The sequence below is a fragment of the Pseudomonas triticifolii genome, from assembly GCF_014358015.1.
GTDB classification, from domain to species: domain Bacteria; phylum Pseudomonadota; class Gammaproteobacteria; order Pseudomonadales; family Pseudomonadaceae; genus Aquipseudomonas; species Aquipseudomonas triticifolii.
Window position 1 is genome coordinate 212,905 of the sequence record NZ_JACONV010000001.1, and the last position, 18,038, is coordinate 230,942.

At 59.7% G+C, this 18,038-nt stretch carries 16 protein-coding genes; 15 read left to right on the forward strand and 1 reads right to left on the reverse strand.

The genetic code is table 11. The features are described from left to right. Positions 1-30: 30 nt before the first annotated feature. On the reverse strand, positions 31-942 hold the full coding sequence (locus H8S56_RS00930) for a LysR family transcriptional regulator (RefSeq protein WP_187517581.1): 912 nt from the start codon (positions 940-942) through the stop codon (positions 31-33). A gap of 328 nt (positions 943-1,270) precedes the next feature. Here H8S56_RS00930 and H8S56_RS00935 point away from each other — a divergent pair, with 328 nt between their 5' ends. The 15 genes from H8S56_RS00935 (at position 1,271) to H8S56_RS01005 (ending at position 17,899) form a co-directional block, all read left to right on the forward strand. Then, on the forward strand, positions 1,271-2,221 hold the full coding sequence (locus H8S56_RS00935; protein WP_187517582.1) for a VOC family protein: 951 nt from the start codon (positions 1,271-1,273) through the stop codon (positions 2,219-2,221). After that, positions 2,221-2,565: a Rieske (2Fe-2S) protein gene (locus tag H8S56_RS00940; RefSeq protein WP_024685008.1), complete on the forward strand. Its 345-nt coding sequence runs from the start codon at positions 2,221-2,223 to the stop codon at positions 2,563-2,565. The genes H8S56_RS00935 and H8S56_RS00940 overlap by 1 nt, the downstream gene beginning before the upstream one ends. A gap of 216 nt (positions 2,566-2,781) precedes the next feature. Further along, positions 2,782-4,452, forward strand: coding sequence for a DUF1302 domain-containing protein (locus H8S56_RS00945; protein WP_187517583.1), 1,671 nt, complete (start codon positions 2,782-2,784; stop codon positions 4,450-4,452). 15 nt (positions 4,453-4,467) lie between these two features. After that, positions 4,468-5,835, forward strand: coding sequence for a DUF1329 domain-containing protein (locus H8S56_RS00950; RefSeq protein ID WP_187517584.1), 1,368 nt, complete (start codon positions 4,468-4,470; stop codon positions 5,833-5,835). A 51-nt stretch (positions 5,836-5,886) separates the two neighbouring features. Beyond that, positions 5,887-7,017, forward strand: a complete 1,131-nt coding sequence (locus tag H8S56_RS00955) for a WD40/YVTN/BNR-like repeat-containing protein (RefSeq protein WP_235986716.1) — start codon at positions 5,887-5,889, stop codon at positions 7,015-7,017. Beyond that, positions 7,018-9,510 (forward strand): efflux RND transporter permease subunit, encoded by a 2,493-nt coding sequence (locus tag H8S56_RS00960; RefSeq protein WP_187517585.1) that lies wholly within the window; start codon positions 7,018-7,020, stop codon positions 9,508-9,510. After that, positions 9,500-10,687, forward strand: a complete 1,188-nt coding sequence (locus tag H8S56_RS00965; protein WP_187517586.1) for an MFS transporter — start codon at positions 9,500-9,502, stop codon at positions 10,685-10,687. The genes H8S56_RS00960 and H8S56_RS00965 overlap by 11 nt, the downstream gene beginning before the upstream one ends. Positions 10,688-10,712: 25 nt before the next feature. Beyond that, entirely contained in the window at positions 10,713-11,294 is a 582-nt protein-coding gene (locus H8S56_RS00970) for a cupin domain-containing protein (RefSeq protein ID WP_024685014.1), read from the forward strand. Next, complete coding sequence (locus H8S56_RS00975) at positions 11,291-12,274, forward strand: fumarylacetoacetate hydrolase family protein (protein WP_187517587.1); 984 nt, start codon at positions 11,291-11,293, stop codon at positions 12,272-12,274. The genes H8S56_RS00970 and H8S56_RS00975 overlap by 4 nt, the downstream gene beginning before the upstream one ends. A gap of 11 nt (positions 12,275-12,285) precedes the next feature. Next, positions 12,286-13,296, forward strand: coding sequence for an NAD-dependent epimerase/dehydratase family protein (locus H8S56_RS00980; RefSeq protein ID WP_187517588.1), 1,011 nt, complete (start codon positions 12,286-12,288; stop codon positions 13,294-13,296). Further along, a complete protein-coding gene (locus H8S56_RS00985) occupies positions 13,283-14,068 on the forward strand; it encodes a cyclase family protein (RefSeq protein WP_187517589.1) in 786 nt (261 codons plus the stop codon). Before H8S56_RS00980 ends, H8S56_RS00985 begins: the two co-directional genes overlap by 14 nt. Further along, positions 14,065-14,796, forward strand: coding sequence for a FadR/GntR family transcriptional regulator (locus H8S56_RS00990; RefSeq protein WP_187517986.1), 732 nt, complete (start codon positions 14,065-14,067; stop codon positions 14,794-14,796). The genes H8S56_RS00985 and H8S56_RS00990 overlap by 4 nt, the downstream gene beginning before the upstream one ends. Then, the gene (locus tag H8S56_RS00995; RefSeq protein ID WP_187517590.1) at positions 14,793-15,743 is read left to right on the forward strand and encodes a LysR family transcriptional regulator; all 951 of its coding nucleotides are present in this window, start codon (positions 14,793-14,795) and stop codon (positions 15,741-15,743) included. The genes H8S56_RS00990 and H8S56_RS00995 overlap by 4 nt, the downstream gene beginning before the upstream one ends. 99 nt (positions 15,744-15,842) lie before the next feature. Further along, positions 15,843-16,853 carry an ornithine cyclodeaminase family protein gene (locus tag H8S56_RS01000; protein ID WP_187517591.1) on the forward strand — a complete coding sequence of 337 codons (1,011 nt, stop codon included), beginning with the start codon at positions 15,843-15,845 and terminating at the stop codon, positions 16,851-16,853. A gap of 29 nt (positions 16,854-16,882) precedes the next feature. Continuing rightward, positions 16,883-17,899 carry a dihydrodipicolinate synthase family protein gene (locus H8S56_RS01005; protein ID WP_187517592.1) on the forward strand — a complete coding sequence of 339 codons (1,017 nt, stop codon included), beginning with the start codon at positions 16,883-16,885 and terminating at the stop codon, positions 17,897-17,899. The last annotated feature ends 139 nt before the right edge of the window (positions 17,900-18,038 follow it).

Below are 18,038 nucleotides of genomic sequence, written 5' to 3' on the forward strand. Positions count from 1 at the left end.
TGCGATGGATTGCATGGGAAACGGCATCGGCTACTGCTCCAGCTCATTGATGATTTGGCTGATTTTTGACCGCAACCAACGGTGCATGGAGTCGCCATCCATTGTGCGATGCCAAAGCATGAACTCACGCATTACCGGGATTTTCACCGGCGGTTGCACGATGCGAAGCGGTAGATAGTTGGCGTAAAGCCGGGCCATTCGTTGGAGCATGGTGGCGATGCGCTGTGTACCGACGATCAACTGGGGCAAGGTGTTGAAGTCGTGGGTGACCACTTCCATGCGGCGAGTAAGGCCGTATTGGCTCATCAGCCATTCTTCCACGCTGAGTTGCCGGTTTCGTCCGAAGATCACGGATACATGGCCCATTTCGATGTACTGATCGAGGGTGATGCTGTCGCCTACTTGGGTGTTGCCTTGCCAGACCACACACACATGTTCTTCCTCGAACAGTAATTGCGATGGGTGGCCTTCGATCAGGTAGTGCTCGGGCACGATCATCATGTCCGCCTCGCCGCGCATCAACAGCTCGGTGGAACTATCTCCCGGACCCAGCAGTTCGAACGTGATATTCGGCGCTTCCTGGTGGATTTTCTGGATGACGCGGGCAAACAGCACGCTGATCAGGTAGTCCGAGGTAATCAGGCGGAAATGGCGCTTGCTGGTGGCAGGGTCGAACACCGGTTTGGCGGTGATTGAGGACTGAATCGTCAGCAGTATTTCGCGCACCGGTGCCGCCAGCTCAAGGGCGTAGGGCGTGGGCTGCATCTTGCGCCCGACCTGCGCCAGCAATTCATCTTCAAAATAGGCGCGTAGCCTGCCCAGTACCCCGCTGGTGGCGGACTGGGTCATATGCAGACGTTCGGCGGCGCGGGTGATGTTCTGCTCTTGCAGTAACACATCAAGCGCGACGAGAAGATTGAGATCCAGGTGGTTAAAACGCATGGCGGGCTCGATTTTTATATTTATTTTGTAAATACCTTCCGACCTTCCCATCGCGGCGTCAAGCCCCATGACCGGGTGAGCCGAAACACGACCATTGGATTTTCCAAGCGCTCCGCGCTGCATGGTCAGGTATCGCATTTGCCGATAGTTCGCATCCCGACAAGCGATTAGTCAGTGAGTTTTCGCACCTTCAGTATCGGGGCACAGCCGGTTGGCCCTGACGCCTTATCGACTCGGAAATCTGTTTCAGCAGCGCATTGTGCGGCACTGCTCCCGTCATCGGCGTGCCTGGCGTTGTGCTGAATAATAATTTTATGGAGTGGTAACAATGAACATCATTGGCCTTGATGCCTTGATTTTTGGTGTCGACGACATTCAAGCCTGTACCCATTGCCTGCGGGACTACGGCTTGCTACCCGTGGACGTTGACAGCAAGGGCGGTCGCTTTGAAGCTCTTGATGGGACTGCGGTGATTATCCGGCGTGCGGACGATCCCGATCTGCCTGCGGCCATTGGGCCTGCACCCTCGATTCGTGAAACCATTTATGGCGTTGCCAGCGTGACTGACCTTGAGGCCATCGCTGATGAATTAGGTCGTGATCGCTTCGTGGCACGCGGCGTCAATGGTTCGGTGCACAGTATTGACGATATGGGTTTTGCCATTGGATTTCAGGTCAGTGTGCGGCGCCCCTATAGTGCTCCGGCCGACCTGACCAATGCGCCGGGTCATGCCCCTCAACGCCCGGTCAATCAGCCCGGCATCACCCCCGATATGCAGGCGCTGCCACGTACCCTGTCTCATGTGGTGTATTTCGTACCGGATGCCGCGAAGGCCGAAGCTTTTTACAAGCGTTTGGGTTTCGCGACCACTGACGCCTTTGTTGGCGCAGGTCCATTCATGCGTCCGGCCGGTTCCGATGACCACCATTGCCTGTTCATGATCCAGACACCACCACACATGAAGGGCTGCGAGCACTTCACCTTTCATATGGGCAGCGGCACCGAAGTACTGCTCGCCGGTCGACGCTTTGAGCAGCAGGGCTGGACCAGCTTCTGGGGGCCAGGCCGGCACCTCTTTGGCTCGAACTGGTTCTGGTATTTCAACAGCCCACTGGGTTGTCACATCGAGTACGACGCCGACATGGACACGCTCGATGACACCTGGGCCGCGCGACAAGCTCCGTTGTCGGCTGACAATTCGCAGTTATTTCTTTTCACGTCCCGCGAGAAGTGGGCGCCGGTCGGCGGCCCGCCCCCCAAAGCACCCGTTACAGCCTGATGGACGGCGTTGCGTTGTGTCGCGTGGACACCTTGGTCGAGGGGCAATCCTATGGTTTCGACCCGTTACACGAGGGACGTGACAGGGTGTTTGCACTGCGTTATCGGGGCCGCGTGCGGGTTTATCTCAACAGTTGCCCGCATCTTCATGTGGCCTTGCAGTACCGCAAGGATCGCTACCTCAGCGCGGACGGTGAACGAATTTTGTGTTACGCCCACGGCGCGCAGTTTTTGCCCGACAGCGGGGAGTGCGTCTATGGGCCGTGCCTGGGGCAAACGTTGACCTCGCTGGTAGTGAGCGAACAAGACGGCTGGCTGCTGCTGGCTACCGAACAATTGGCCTGACGCGTCCGGCGATCGAGGTATCGCGGCAGACGATAGATCGCATCCTGGGACTCGATTGGTCAAATTTCTGGTTTGACGAGAAGCTGTTTTTTAACCAGTGCGCACAGCTTTATGCGCAACGGTTCAAGTGCGTCGCAGACGAGATGAAAGCGCCTTCCCGATCAAGGAAACGGCGTGATGAAACTAGAAAAATAAAAACAACAGCGAGGTTTCACCATGGCACTTATCCCTGCAGCCGTGTTGCGCGGCGAGCATCCTCCCTTTGCCCTGAGCCTGGCGGCGTTGATGCTTGGCATGCTGGGCTCTACCGCCAACGCGTTCGAGCTCGATTCCGGCAATCCTGATCTACGCATGCGTTGGGACAACACACTCAAATACAGCTCTGCCTGGCGAGTTGAAGGCCAGTCCGACAAGTTGACCCAGGGCCAGACCTCTCTGAACCTGGACGACGGTGATCGCAATTTCGGCAAAGGGCTTATCTCCAGCCGACTGGACCTGCTTTCGGAGTTCGATATCACCTACCAGAACGTCGGCGCACGCGTCAGCGGCGCGGCCTGGTATGACGATGTTTATAACAAGCAGACCGACAATACCGCGCCGGATCGCATCAACAGCCTGTCGGGTGATCATTTCGACGGCGATACCAGAGACTTGCACGGGCGCAAGGCCGAGTTGCTGGACGCCTTCATCTTTGGCAAGACCGAGATCGCTGGCAGAGCAGTTTCCGGGCGCGTTGGCCAATACGCCATGCAGTGGGGTGAAAGCCTGTTCTATGGCGCCAACGGTATCGCTGGCGGCATGGCGCCTATCGATGTGGTCAAGAGCCTGTCGGTACCCAATACGCAGTTCAAAGAGTTGATTCGCCCGGTCAAGCAGATGTCCGGACAGTTTCAACTGACACCCGAAGTTTCCCTGGGCGCTTACTACCAGTTCGAGTGGGAGGCCAACCGTCTGCCGGCATCCGGTAGCTATTTTTCGACCGACGATTATTTCGGCGACGGTAACCAGCGCCTGTATGTGGGCGCGCCGGTGATGCCCGGTGGCGAACCCCTGGCGTTTTATCACGGCCAGGACAAGGACGCGAAGAACTCAGGGCAGGGCGGTCTGCAACTGCGGATTCGTAGCGAGACTGTGGACTGGGGCCTGTATGCCATTCGCTTCCACGATAAATCCCCGCAGCTCAACGTGCGTCCGGATTTTGCCAATGTCAATCCGGTCACCGGCAATGCGGGTGAGTATTACTGGGTCTATCCCGAAGGGATTGAGGCGGTGGGCGGCAGCTTTTCCCTGACCCAAGGCAACTACAACATCGCCGGTGAAATCTCCACGCGGTGGCACCAACCACTGGCGTCCACGACCCAGCGTGCGTTGCTGCCAGGCGAAGGCGTGAACAATGAGAATGATCCGCTCTACGCCACCGGGCATACCTTGCACGCCAACCTGTCGTGGCTGGCAAGCCTTGAGCCTTCGCTAGTCGCCCAGGAAGCCAGTTTCATGGGCGAGGTTGCCTGGAACCGTACCCTCAGCGTCACTCGCAGCCCGGATGCCGTCGACCCCAACGCCACCCGCGATGCCTGGAGCATGCGCACGGTGTATGAGCCGATGTATCGGCAAGCCTTTTCCGGCATGGATATCAGCGTTCCCATGGGGGCCAGCTACACCCATGGCAACTCGTCGGCTCTGGGCTCGGGGTTCGGCGTCAACAATGGCGGCGACCTCAACATCGGTATCAAGGGCAATTACCTCAATGCCTGGAATCTGGGCCTGACTTACACCCATTACTACGGGCCTGAGAGCACCTTCCTCGACGCCAACAGCAACTACACCTACGGGCAAACCATGAAAGATCGCGATTTCGTGTCTTTTTCCGTCAGCCGGACTTTTTAAGGCAGGGACCATCCTATGAATACGTTAAAGCGAGTCGCGTCACTGCTGACGCTCGTTGCCTCTTCGCTGTTGCTTGCCCACTCCGCTTTTGGCGCGGTTTCGCCTGAGGAAGCGGCGAAGCTTAAGACCACGCTGACGCCCTTGGGCGCGGAACGCGCGGGCAATGCCAGTGGCACGATTCCGGCCTGGGACGGTGGCTACACCAAGGTTGATCCGAGCTACAAGGATGGCGGCAAACGCAGCGACCCTTTCGCCAACGAAAAGCCCCTTTACACGATCACCGCGCAAAACATGGGGCAGTACGCGAACCAGCTGTCCGAGGGGGTCAAGGCGATGCTGAAAAAGTATCCGGACACCTATCACCTGGACGTCTACCCGACCCACCGCACAGCCGCCGCGCCGCAAACGGTGTACGACGCTACCTTCAAAAATGCCACCCAGGCCAGGCTGGTCGACAGCAGCGGCGGGCCTGAGCCGCAGAATGCAGAGGGCGGGATTCCGTTCCCGATCCCCCAGAGCGGCACCGAAGCGATGTGGAACCATTTGACCCGTTGGCGCGCGGCGTCCTGGCATGCCAGTTTTTTCCAGTACCTGATCACGGCGGACGGCAAGCCTGTATTGACCAATGACTCACGGGCGGACTACCAGATGCCATGGTATTTGCCCAAGGGTGTCAACAACGATGGCGTGTTCTGGACAACCCGCATGGTCAACGATGGGCCGCCGCTACGTGCGGGTGAAGGCATTGTGGGGCGTGAAAATACTGATGCCGATAAATCCGCGATCTGGACCTACTTGCCTGGCCAGCGTCGAGTTCGCCGTCTGCCCAACGGCTGCTGCGACACCCCGACACCGGCCAGTGCCGGGGTCATGAGCTTCGATGAGCTGTATGTGTTCAACGGACGTACCGACCGTTTTGACTGGAAGTTGGTGGGCAAGAAAGAACTGTATATCCCCTACAACTCAAACAAAGTCTTCACCGCCAAGGCTCCCACCGACCTGCTCGGTCAACATCACCTAAATCCGGATTCGATCCGTTGGGAGCTGCACCGCGTCTGGGTCGTGGAAGCAACGCTGGCCCCCGGAAAACGTCACGTGATGTCCAAAAGCACTTACTACCTGGATGAGGATACCTGGAGTGCGGTCCTGGCCGAGCGATATGACGGTCAGGGCCAACTGGCAAAAATGCTCTGGACCACTCCTGTGGTGCTGCCTGACCTGCCAGGTGTCGTGACCGTCACGAATGGCTTTTACGACTTGATTTCCGGGGCTTGGTTTACCGGCGACATCTTTGCCGGCAAAAACGAGCAGTACCGGATCATGCCGGCCTACAAGGACTCGGTGTTCACCGGTGATGCAATGGCCGGTGAAGGCGTTCGCTGATAGCACGACGCGTCCACTCGCGTGGACGCTTCAGACACGAGGAGAGGGTCGATGATCCTTCGGTTTACTAATAAGCCCGAGCTGGCACGCGGGTTACTGTGCGGGCTGCTGGCCTGGATGCTGGCGCTGAACAGTGAGGCCGCTGCGCTGCCCGACGTGTTGGTCCAGCCCAGCAGCCTGACGCCCCAGGCCGAGCGTGCGGTGCTGCTGGGCGTTACCCGGGCCGGCTCGCGCCTGGTGGCGGTGGGCGAGCGGGGCGTGGCGTTGCTCTCGGATGACAACGGCCACAGCTGGCGCCAGATACAGGTCCCGGTCAGCAGCTCCCTCACGGCGGTGCAATTTGTCGATGACCACAACGGCTGGGCCATCGGCCACTCCGGTGTCGTACTGCATTCCTCGGACGGGGGGCAGCGCTGGAACCTGCAGCTTGATGGACGGCGGGCGGCGCAGTTGGAGCTGGATGCGGCGCAACGGTCGGCGAACGAGACGTCCGGCGACCCGGCGCAACGACTGAGCGTGGCGCAGCGGCTGGTGGCCGACGGCGCCGACAAACCGTTCCTCGCGTTGAGCTTCAGCGATGCTCGGCACGGCGTCATTGTGGGCGCCTATGGCCTGGCGATGCGCACCGATGACGGCGGTGAGCACTGGTCCTCATTGATGGATCGCATTCCCAACGCCCAAGGCTTGCACCTTTATGCGTTGGCGCGTTCCGGCCAGACGTTGTACGTGGCTGGCGAACAAGGGTTGCTGCTGCGTTCGCTGGATAACGGGGAGCATTTCACGCGCCTCGCCAGCCCCTACGAAGGCAGCTATTTCAGCCTGGCCGTCCAACCCGATGGTGCGTTGCTCGTAGGGGGGCTGCGCGGCAAGGCCTTTCGTTCACGCGACCAGGGCGAAACCTTCGAAGCATTGACCAACCCTGCACCGATTTCCCTTGGTTCGGCGACTCATATGGGGACGCAGACGATATGGGTCAACCAGGCTGGCGAACTGCTGCGTGTGGAAGATGACAGCCTGGCGCTGCAGCCCATGGTGACGCGCGCCGGCCCGCCGTTGAGCGCTGTAGTAGATGCCCCCGACGGCACGCTGATTGGTGCAGGGTTTGCGGGCGTTTCGCGTTTGTCTTTGCCTGCCGTGAGCCCTTCGCCGATCCAATCCGCACACGCCGCACTGGAGCAATAGATGAACGTCAAGACGCCTCATCTGGATCAATCCCTCGTCACGCGCCTGGTCGATTTCGATCAGCGTTCCGGCTCGCTGCTTGAGCGGGCATTGTTCAACCATCGGCGTCTGGTCCTGCTGATTTGTCTGTTGATTACTGCCGTACTGAGTTGGCAGACAACCCGCCTGGAACTCAATGCCAGCTTCGAAAAAATGATCCCGGTGGATCATCCTTACATCGTCAACTACCTGGAAAATCGTAAACAGTTGTCCGGCCTTGGCAATGCCGTGCGTATCGCCGTTGAGAACAAGACCGGCACCATCTACGACGCGCACTACATGGCGCAATTGCAAAAGCTCAACGACCAGGTGTACCTGTTGCCAGGCGTCGACCGGGCGTACATGAAGTCGCTGTGGACACCGGCGACGCGATGGGTTGGGGTGACCGAGGACGGATTAGAGGGCGGGCCGGTCGTGCCCGATGGCTACAACGGCGAAGACGCCAGCCTGGCCGCGCTCAAGCGCAATGTGGAGCGTTCCAATGAGCTCGGCCAACTGGTCGCGTTCGACCAACGTTCGAGCATTATCTACGTGCCCTTGCTGGCAATCACTGCCGACGGTAAACCGCTGGATTACGCGCGCCTGTCGCAGCAACTGGAGCAACTGCGGCAAAAGTACCAGAGCGACGCGCTGAGTATTCACATTACTGGTTTCGCCAAGGTAATGGGTGACCTGATCGAGGGGCTCAGGCAGATCCTGGTGTTCTTTGCCGCAGCGCTGATCATCACTACCGTAGTGCTTTACTGGTTTACCCGGTGCCTGCGCAGTACGTTATTGGTGGTGTGCTGTTCGTTGGTCGCGGTGATCTGGCAACTGGGACTGTTGCCGGTGCTCGGTTACAAACTCGATCCGTATTCGGTGCTGGTGCCGTTCCTCGTATTCGCCATCGGCATGAGCCACGGCGCGCAGAAAATGAACGGGATTATGCAAGACATCGGCCGTGGTGTGCACAAGCAGATCGCTGCGCGCTATACCTTTCGCCGTCTGTTCCTGGCCGGCCTGACGGCGTTGTTGTGCGACGCCGTGGGCTTTGCCGTGCTGATGCTCATCAAAATCCAGGTGATTCAGGACCTGGCCATGATCGCCAGTATCGGTGTGGCGGTACTGATTTTTACCAACCTTATTTTGCTGCCGATCCTGCTGTCGTTTATCGGTGTCAGCCAGGCCGCAGCGTTGCGCAGCCTGAAGAGCGAGCAAGTGGCGCAAGCCGGTGGTGAAAAGCATGTGGTGTGGCGCTTCCTGGATCTGTTTACTCAACGCAAATGGGCCACAGTCGGGCTTGTCGTGGCGGCGGCATTAGCCATCGGTGGCTACAGGGTCAGTGAGCACCTGAAAATCGGCGACCTAGACCCCGGTGCGCCTGAGCTACGTGCCGACTCACGCTACAACCGGGATAACGCGTTCATGACGGGGCACTATGGCGCGAGCAGCGATGTGTTCGCGATCATGGTCAAGACACCAGTCGGTGCCTGCTCTGCCTACGATACGTTGCGTCGTGTCGATGATCTGGATTGGCAACTGCGGGGACTTGAAGGCGTCGATTCGACCAACTCGCTGGCCTTGCTTAACCGACGGGTGCTGGTTGGCCTGAGTGAGGGCAACCCCAAGTGGTATGAACTGCTGAACAACCAGGCCACCTTGAACATGGTGACGGCGGGGGCGCCACGGGGTTTATACAACGAAGACTGCAGCCTGCTGACCTTGTATGCCTACCTGTCCGATCACAAGGCCGACACCCTGAACCGGGTGGTCGATACCGTGGAACGCTTCGCCCGCGACAACGACAGCGCTCAAGCCCGGTTCCTGCTCGCGGCCGGCAATGCCGGCATTGAAGCGGCCACCAATATTGTCGTCAAACAGGCCAGTCGCGAGATGCTCTGGTGGGTTTACGGCGCGGTCATTCTTTTGTGCCTGGCCACCTTTCGCTCTTGGCGCGCCGTGCTGTGTGCGGTGTTGCCACTGATGCTCACCTCAGTGCTGTGCGAAGCCTTGATGGTAGCCCTGGGTATTGGCGTGAAGGTGGCCACATTGCCCGTGATTGCGCTGGGCGTGGGCATTGGCGTGGATTACGCGCTGTACATCATGAGTATCGTACTGGCGCGCCTGCACCGTGGTGAAAGCTTGTCCCAGGCGTATTACCACGCGCTGTTGTTCACCGGAAAAGTCGTGATGTTAACCGGCGTTACCCTGGCCATCGGTGTCGGCACCTGGGTGTTGTCTCCCGTCAAGTTCCAGGCGGACATGGGGATTCTGCTGGCGTTCATGTTCGTCTTGAACATGGCTGGCGCGCTGATCCTGTTACCGGCGTTGGCTTACTTCCTGTTGCCTGCCAAGCGCGTTGCAGGCATGCAACAACCGACCGTGCCTCTCCCCGACGTCGATCTGGCGCTCCAGACTTCTACGGCGCCCCGCGTGCTCTCAAACAACTATAAAGAGGTGGTCAATGAACGCTGAACGCAGCGCAGGTCTTGCGCAAACCTTATTGCTGCTAGCGGGCAGTTGCCTACCGGTGCTGGGTGCCGTTTTATTGGCTCCCGTGCTGCCGAGCATGCAGGCGCATTTTACTGATACGCCAGGTGCCGCTGTACTGGTGATCATTGCCCTGACGCTTCCGGCCCTGATGATCGCGCTGCTGGCCCCGGTAGCCGGGATCCTTGCCGACCGGCTGGGGCGCAGGCCGCTGCTGTTGGGGGCGATGGTGCTCTATAGCGTGTGCGGGCTGTTGCCGATCTGGCTGGAGTCACTGCCGGCGATCGTCGCCAGTCGGGCCGGCATCGGCCTGGCGGAAGCCGCCATCATGACATGTTGTACCGCCTTGATGGGCGACTACTACATCGGTGCGCGACGTGAGCGCCTGTTCGCCCTGCAGATGGTTGCGACGTCACTCTCGGCCACCGTTTTTATTGCGTTGGGCGGTGTGCTGGGTGAGCACGGCTGGCGCGCGCCGTTCGGCCTGTACGCCGTCGGGCTGTTGATGCTGCCACTGATGGCTTACTGGCTATGGGAGCCGCAGACGGCCACTGCGACGGTACAGGGCACACGGCCGGTCACCCACGTGTTTCCCTGGGGCAAGCTGGCCCCGGCGTACTTTCTGGCGGCGATGGCCGGTATCAGCCTGTTCGTGGTGCCGGTGCAAAGCAGCCATCTACTTAACCTGCTGCATATCGACTCGCCGCAACAGATCGGCATGACCATGGGGGCCAATCAGCTCGGTGTGTTGTTGGGCTCCCTTGCATTCCCGTTGCTGGCGCGCTGGCGTCCTCAGTACCTGTTGGCATTGGCCTTCATTTTGGCTGGCTGCGGAGGCTGGTTGATGGCTGTCGCCTCCACGCATATGCAGTTGGTTATTGCCGTGACGATCAACGGCCTGGGCGTGGGCCTGATGATCCCGACTCTGCTCACCTGGATCATGAACCAAGTGACCTTCAGTCAGCGTGGGCACGCGGCAGGTGGTTTCACCTCAGCGTTTTTCGCTGGCGAGTTCGCCAGCCCTTTAATAGTGCTGGCCATAGTCGGTGGGGCCAAGGTTGAGCTGACGACGGCGTTGCTGCTATTGGCCAGCGTGCAGGCCCTGGTTGCTCTGGCGTGTATGGCGGCGGGCTTCACAGCACGGCGAACCCTGAATAATTGACCTTTGACTGATGGAGTCTGAAACGATGCAAGCACTTCCCGGTTTCATACGTGTGGTGACCGGCCACGATAGCCAAGGTCTGGCGCGAATCGCCTCGAAGGCACCGACGCCGAACAATTTCCCGCTCAATGCGGTTCCAGGCACCGTGTTCCATGAAGTATGGAACAGCACCGGCAGCCCGGCATTGCTGTGTAACGGAGACGATCCAACCGCCAAACCATTGCAACTGAGTCCCTCGGCCCTCGGCAGTCTGATTCGTGTGGTGGATATCCCGCCAGACAGTGTGCAGAACCAGGTGAGTGACGAGGCGGCGGCTGCGGCCTTTGCCGAAATCGGCGAGGCGAGGGCGGGTACCGCGAAGTCGGATTCTCGGCACAAATTGATGCATCGCACCGAGACGCTCGACTACGGGATCGTCACCGAAGGAGAAGTCTGGCTGGTGCTGGATACTGAAGAGGTGCGTCTCGTCCGCGGCGATATCGTCGTACAGCGCGGCACCAATCATGCGTGGAGCAACCGCACCGAGCAGCTGGCGCGCATGGTGTTCATCTTGCTCGACGGCCGCTACAGCGACGAATTGGGCACCGTCCTGGGAGCTCAATCATGAAGCTGGCCACCCTGAAAAGCTCTGGGCGTGACGGCTATCTGGTGGTGGTTTCGCGAGATCTGCGCCGTGCTGTCGAGGTCGCCGATATTGCCGTGACTCTGCAGCAGGCCATCGATCGATGGGACTCCGTTGAACCGGCCTTGCAGAAAGTGTATCGCGACCTGAATGAGGGCACGGTTGTCGCTGCTTTCGACTTTGATCCGGCACAAGCTGCAGCGCCATTGCCGCGCACTTACCAATGGCTCGATGGCTCGTCTTTTCTCAGTCACGGTGAACTGATGCAGAAGGCGTTTCACCTCGACCCGATTGAAGACGTCGACAGCATAGCCCTGATCTACCAGGGCGCTGGCGATGACTTTCTGGGGCCGCGCGACGATATTGCGCTCCCCAGTGAGCAGCACGGTATCGATTTCGAAGGTGAATTTGCGGTCCTGCTCGACGAAGTCCCCATGGGCTGTAAGGCCCTTGATGCAATGGCGCACATCAAGCTTATCCTGCAAGTCAATGATGTGAGTCTAAGGGCCCTGGCACCACGCGAGATGAAAACCGGCTTCGGTTTTCTCCAGGCCAAGCCGTCTTCCAGTTTTGCCGCCGTCGCGGTCACACCCGACGAGCTCGGTGATGCCTGGCACGAAGGGCGAGTGCACTTGCCCCTTCAAGTGGAATGGAACGATGAATGGTTCGGCAACCCTCACGGCGGCGCCATGCACTTTGGCTTTCACCAACTGATTGCCCATGCCGCGATGACACGTCGTTTGGGCGCCGGCACGTTGCTGGGCTCCGGCACCGTTTCCAATGCCGACCGTAGCGTGGGCTCGGCGTGTATTTCAGAACGTCGTGCGATCGAAATGATCGAGCACGGCTCACCGCGCACCGGCTTCATGCGCTTCGGTGACCGCGTGCGCATGGAGGTACTCGACAGTGACGGACAGTCGCTGTTCGGTGGGATCGACCAACGCGTAGTGCCAGCCACCTGTTGAGGAACGACATCATGCGAGTATTGGTGACAGGGGCTAACGGCTTCATCGGTCGCACTCTGATCTTGCGCCTGCTGGAGACAGGTTCGTTACGCGGAAAGCCGATCAGTTCGATCATCCTGCTGGATAAAGTCTTGAGCGACTTTCCCGAGGACCCCAGGCTGCGCTACAGCAGCGGCAATATTGGTGACGCTGCGCTGCTGCGGCGCAACCTGGCCGATGGGATTGATGTTGTCTTTCATCTGGTCAGCATTCCTGGCGGTGCCGCCGAGGCTAATTATTCACTGGGCTACGACGTCAATCTGCTGGCCAGTCTCGAATTGCTCAACCAATTGCGACAGCAGCCTGGAACACCGATGCTGGTGTATGCCAGCAGTGTGGCGGTCTACGGTGCCAGCGGGGAGGGACGGATGGATGAGACCGCCGCTGCGGCACCGCAACTGTCCTATGGCGCACACAAACTGATGGTTGAAATTGCCCTCAATGACCTCGCGCGGCGTGGCGAAGTGGATGGTCGGGTCGTACGCCTGCCCGGTATTGTCGCCCGTCCTCGTGCGCCCAATGGCTTACGTTCGGCATTCATGAGTGACCTGCTACATGCGTTTGCGGCGGGCGATGCCTATTGTTGCCCGGTTTCACCCCAGGCGCAGGCCTGGTGGATGTCGGCGCATTGCTGTGTGGACAATCTCGTGCACATGGCCGAGCTGGAGGAGGCTGCGCTTGGCGGCCAACGCGTCTGGCAACTGCCGGTGCTGCGCTTGTCCATCAGCCAGGTCATCGATGCCCTCGCAGCGCAATACGGTGAACAGGCGCGTGAGCTGATTACCTTCGCGCCGGATGCACAACTGGAAGCGGCGTTCGCCTGCTTGCCCCCCATGAAAACCCCAAAAGCCCGCGCCATCGGCCTGCGTCATGACGGTAACGCGAGCGCGCTGGTGCGCAACGCGTTGAACCCTTCATCGCGTGTGCGGCGAGCGCGCCGGACTGATTTTGTTAATGGAGTATCTGCCCATGAAAACGACTAACAGACGCCTGGTGGATTTGTCCGTCTGCCTGGAAAACAATCCCTACACCGATCCGCCTCCCTTGTTGCCCAGAATCGAGTACAGCGATCACCAGCAGGGCTGGCCGGAGATGGCCGCGATGTTTCCCGGCCTGGAAAAAGCTGACTTGCCCGGCGATGAGTCCTGGGCGGCCGAGCGGCTGTACATCACCACTCACAGCGGCACGCATATGGATGCCCCCTGGCATTACGCGTCTACCACAGATGGCGGCAAACCGGCCTACGGGATTGATGAGCTGCCGCTGGACTGGTGCCTGCAACCCGGCGTGAAGCTCGATTTCCGACATTTGCCCGATGGCCACGTGGTCACGGCCGTTGAAGTGGAAGCGGAACTGGCCCGTATCGGGCATGACGTGCAGCCCCTGGACATCGTGTTGGTCAATACCCGGGCGGGGGCTTTATTCGGCAAGCCAGGTTACCTGGAGGCCGGTGTCGGTATGGGGCGTGAGGCGACGCTTTACTTGCTGGAAAAGGGCGTGCGCGTGGTCGGTACCGATGCCTGGAGCTGGGATGCGCCCTTCAAGTACACCCGCGAACGCTTCTCGGCCACTGGCGACGCCTCGATCATTTGGGAAGGCCACAAGGCAGGGCGCGACATTGGCTACGGTCAGATGGAGAAGCTAGCCAATCTGGAATGCTTGCCGGCCAATGGTTTTCAGGTGTCCTGTTTTCCCTACAAAATCAAGCACGCCTCGGCTGGTTTTGTCCGTGCTGTGGCGATTTTCGAGGAATGAGCCTGCCTGCGGACGGCAGTAAAAAGCGCGTCAGCCTCTCTCAGGAGCTTGAGGCGCTGCTGTCAGAGCATATTCTTGAGGGGCGACTGCGTGGCGGTGAACAGTTGCCCACCGAGACGGCTCTCATGCTTGAGCATGGGGTCAGCAGAACCGTCGTGCGCGAGGCCCTCTCGCGCCTGCAGGCGGCTGGAATGGTTGAGACACGCCACGGCATCGGGACGTTTGTTCGGGGCAGTGCGCTCTCGGTGGAGGCTTTCATCGACCTCACGACGCTCGGCACCCTCGTTGATTCGCTGGCGATCATGGAGTTTCGCTTCGGTCTTGAAGTTGAAGCAGCCGGGCTTGCCGCTCAGCGACGAACAGCGGACCATCTGGATGAGTTGCGCGAGCTTCTCGATCGCCTTGGTCAGCCTGCGGTCAGCGTGAATGAACGGGCCGCGCTGGATTTTCAGTTCCATTTGAACATTGCCCAGGCTACAGGTAATCACTACATCGCCAACACGCTGCTCAATCTGGGGGTCGTCATTATTCCGCGCAGCCGACTGGATTGCGCGCGCCTGTTTCACGATGAGCCGTTGCACTATGAACAGCGCATGCAAAGTGAGCACGAACAGATTTACCAGGCGATCTTCAATCAGGACGTTGAATGGGCGCGTGCGGCCATGCGCTTGCATCTTCACGACAGTCGTGAGTATCTGCATCAGGCCCGCCAGGAGCTGATGCCATGAAGGAGCCTTGGCGTGCCCCTGAACCTGAGATTGCCTGGCACTATCCTGCAACAGCGCTAACGATCATCGATCCTCGCTGGACCTTGTTCGTGCGTGTCGTGGCGGCTGGAAGTCTCAGCAAAGCGGCCATATTGCTGGACATGCCGCAGTCCATGGTGAGTCGCAACATTGCGTTGCTTGAATCGCAATGTGGCGAACGCCTGTTTCATCGCACCGGGCGCGGGGTGGTCCTGACCGAGTTTGGCGAACAGTTGCTGCCGTGCATATCGGCTCTTCTTGCGAACGCTGAAGGCCTTGCCGACGACATTCGCAACCTGCGTGGAAAGCCGGTGGGGGAGGTGGTCGTGGGCATGTTGCCGTCTGCGGTGCGCCGGTTTGCGGGGACGCTTTTTTCTGCGGTGCGCGCGCAGATGCCAGGCGTGAGGTTGCATCTGATCGAAGGCGCGAGCGCTCAACTCGAAGAACAGTTGCACGATGGTCGTCTGGACATGGCGCTGGTACTGCGCGAGAGCGAGGCGAGCATCGGGCAAGCGCATCTCGTGGCCAGGCTACCGCTGCACCTGGCAGGGCCCGCCGCCGATCCTCTGTTCGGCAATCGAGATATTGCGTTGGAAAAACTATCGGGGTTGCCATTGGTCGTACCAGGGCGACCACATTTGCTGAGGGCCAGGCTCGATCATTTGGCCACCGAGCAAGGCGTGGAGTTGTGCGTTGCCGTGGAAGCCGACTCGGTCCAGCTCCAGTACGAAGTCGTCGCGGCAGGCGGAGGCTATGCGATTGCCTCTGTGCTGCCGGGCTCGCTGGATCAACGACTGATTTCATCGCGTATTATCGAGCCTGTGCTGGAGCGCTTTGTTGTGCTGGTCGAGTCGCCCCGTCGCCCCTTGACCCGTGCCTCTCGTGAAGTGCGACGGCTGATTTGCAATCTGGCGATGCCATCGATTTGAGCGATAGCTGCTTTCGATCCCCAGCAGTATTCGGTGTGGGGTGCGCCTCGTAGGGTGTCAGTCAACCAACGATTGATTCCCGATTACGAGGTTAGCGCTATGCATCACGCCCAAGACCCCCAGGTCATTGCCCCGACGCTTTTTCTCAGCGACGCCGATGTGGCCTCGCTCGCCGACTGGAGCACCGCCGTTGCCGCGCTCGCCGTGGCGTATGCACTCCCTGCATCGGATGCCATGGTGCCGCCTCGCTCCATGGCCCGGGGCGATGGCATCTGGCTGCGCAGTCTGACCGCTGTTTCCCCCTCTGGTGGCCATATGGGCTGCAAGCTAATCGCGGCCTCCATGCGGGCGCGCTGCGCCAGCTACCTGATCGCATTGTTCGATCAGCAAACCATGGCGCTCAGTGCCCTGATTGATGGCAATCGGGTGACGGGGTTGCGCACTGCTGCAACCGCTGCGCTGGCGGTCGATTTGCTGGCCCCCCAACGAGCGCTGCGGGTGGGCGTGATTGGTGCCGGATTTGAGGCGCGTGGCGCGCTTGACTGCCTCAAGTCCGTGCGCGATATCGCCCAGGTCAGGGTGTTCAGTCCAACGCCTGCGAGCCGTGAGCGGTTTGCCGAAAGTTTCAGGTCGGCGCTGGATATCCAAGCGGTGAACACCGCCCAGGAGGCCGTGCAGGACTGCGACGTGGTGATTTGCGCCGCCCGCAGTCGTGACGAATCTCCCGTTCTGCAAGGGGCGTGGCTCCCTGCAGGCGTTACTGTCGTGTCATTGGGGTCCACCTTGCCTGAGCAAAGGGAAGTTGACCCGGCCACGATGGAGCGAGCGGTCTGCATCGTCGCGGACATGCCGCAAGAGCTACTCCACGATACGGGTGACGCCATTGCCGCGATCAGTGCCGGCGTGTATGTCGCCGATAAATTGGTAGCACTGGCGGACTTGATAGCGGGTCGTGTCAGTCCGCGCCAACACGAAAGCGACATCGTCCTCTACAAGTCGGTGGGCTCGGCGCTGCAGGACGTCGTCATCGCGCAAGCGCTATACGAGCGCGCCAGGCAACAAGGCCTCGGCATTGAGCTGCCTGCCAGCATTGTCCCTATCTCGAAATAACCCCCTCCACAGTTCGAAGGAAAATCATCATGGCCACTTACAAAAAAGCTGATGCCCGCGCCTGGGCCCGTGAAAACCTTTTGGGCTGCTCTGCCGTCACCATCCCCAGCTTCAGTGCTGACCTCAAGCGCCTCAATGAGCGTGGCATCCGCCACGACATCGAGCATACGGTTGGACTGGGATACAGCAGCACGTTGCTCTGCAGCGAGCTGGCGATCTCTGCCCAGGAGAACGCTCAATTCACGGCTTGGGCCCGCGAATCAGGAAAAGACCTGATCCTGTTTTTTCATGCGGCCTTTGGCACGCTAGCCGAGAATATCGAGGCGGTGAAGCTAGCCGAGAATGCGGGTGCCGATATCGTCCTGCTTTCCTACCCGCCACAGTTCTGGCCGACCAGCGAACAGGAAATCTACGACTACACCAAGGCATTCTGTGACGCCACGGACCTTGCCGTCATGCTGTTCCCGATTCCGCTCTGGGGCTTTGAGCGCGTGCATCCGGCGGGGATGTCGTTGGAGTTGGTCCGTCGCCTGTTGGCCGACTGCCCGAATATCGCGGCCATCAAATCTGAACAAGGGTTTCCGCTCCCGGCGGGTATTTGCGAGATGTACTACCACTTCCGCGATCAGGTAGTGATCAGTTGCCCGATCGAAGCTGACGCAATCCCTTTGATGAGCCTGATGAAGCTGCAGTTTTCCGGCACCAGCAATACCGCCTGGATGAGCGACTACTACCCGAAAGCGTTCGAACTGGCGCGTACGGGCCGCTTTGAAGAGGCGATGGAACTGTACTGGAAGGTCAATCCGGCACGCAGCGCCAACGGTGCCGCAGCGCAAAGCTATGCCGGCGGTACTGGCGTGCTCAATCGCACGATGTGGAAATACCAGGATTGGCTCGCCGGCTTCAATGGCGGCCCACTTCGTGCCCCGGCGATGCGCGTGCCGGATCGTCTCATGAAATCTTTGCGCCAAGGGCTGGTTGCGGCGGGCCTGCCGGTGACTTTGGATCCTGATAGCGCCTTCATGATCGGCCGTCACCCTTCATGATTACGAGGATTGCAAAGTGAAGCATTGACTTAAAGATCCCACGCTGTGGCGTGACGGTGCCTATATCGCCGGTGAGTGGCTGACCGAGACGCAGCACGATCACTACACGCTGCGTAATCCGGTGGGCTAAACGGTGCTG

Excerpts from the sequence above, each read along its gene's own strand:
- H8S56_RS00965 (WP_187517586.1), top strand. The coding sequence starts at position 9,500 with ATGAACGCTGAACGCAGCGCAGGTCTTGCGCAAACCTTATTGCTGCTA.
- H8S56_RS00990 (WP_187517986.1), top strand. The coding sequence starts at position 14,065 with ATGAGCCTGCCTGCGGACGGCAGTAAAAAGCGCGTCAGCCTCTCTCAG.
- H8S56_RS00955 (WP_235986716.1), top strand. The coding sequence starts at position 5,887 with ATGATCCTTCGGTTTACTAATAAGCCCGAGCTGGCACGCGGGTTACTG.
- H8S56_RS00975 (WP_187517587.1), top strand. The coding sequence starts at position 11,291 with ATGAAGCTGGCCACCCTGAAAAGCTCTGGGCGTGACGGCTATCTGGTG.
- H8S56_RS00970 (WP_024685014.1), top strand. The coding sequence starts at position 10,713 with ATGCAAGCACTTCCCGGTTTCATACGTGTGGTGACCGGCCACGATAGC.
- H8S56_RS00940 (WP_024685008.1), top strand. The coding sequence starts at position 2,221 with ATGGACGGCGTTGCGTTGTGTCGCGTGGACACCTTGGTCGAGGGGCAA.
- H8S56_RS00930 (WP_187517581.1), bottom strand. The coding sequence starts at position 942 with ATGCGTTTTAACCACCTGGATCTCAATCTTCTCGTCGCGCTTGATGTG.
- H8S56_RS00980 (WP_187517588.1), top strand. The coding sequence starts at position 12,286 with ATGCGAGTATTGGTGACAGGGGCTAACGGCTTCATCGGTCGCACTCTG.
- H8S56_RS00985 (WP_187517589.1), top strand. The coding sequence starts at position 13,283 with ATGAAAACGACTAACAGACGCCTGGTGGATTTGTCCGTCTGCCTGGAA.
- H8S56_RS01005 (WP_187517592.1), top strand. The coding sequence starts at position 16,883 with ATGGCCACTTACAAAAAAGCTGATGCCCGCGCCTGGGCCCGTGAAAAC.
- H8S56_RS00950 (WP_187517584.1), top strand. The coding sequence starts at position 4,468 with ATGAATACGTTAAAGCGAGTCGCGTCACTGCTGACGCTCGTTGCCTCT.
- H8S56_RS01000 (WP_187517591.1), top strand. The coding sequence starts at position 15,843 with ATGCATCACGCCCAAGACCCCCAGGTCATTGCCCCGACGCTTTTTCTC.
- H8S56_RS00945 (WP_187517583.1), top strand. The coding sequence starts at position 2,782 with ATGGCACTTATCCCTGCAGCCGTGTTGCGCGGCGAGCATCCTCCCTTT.
- H8S56_RS00960 (WP_187517585.1), top strand. The coding sequence starts at position 7,018 with ATGAACGTCAAGACGCCTCATCTGGATCAATCCCTCGTCACGCGCCTG.
- H8S56_RS00995 (WP_187517590.1), top strand. The coding sequence starts at position 14,793 with ATGAAGGAGCCTTGGCGTGCCCCTGAACCTGAGATTGCCTGGCACTAT.
- H8S56_RS00935 (WP_187517582.1), top strand. The coding sequence starts at position 1,271 with ATGAACATCATTGGCCTTGATGCCTTGATTTTTGGTGTCGACGACATT.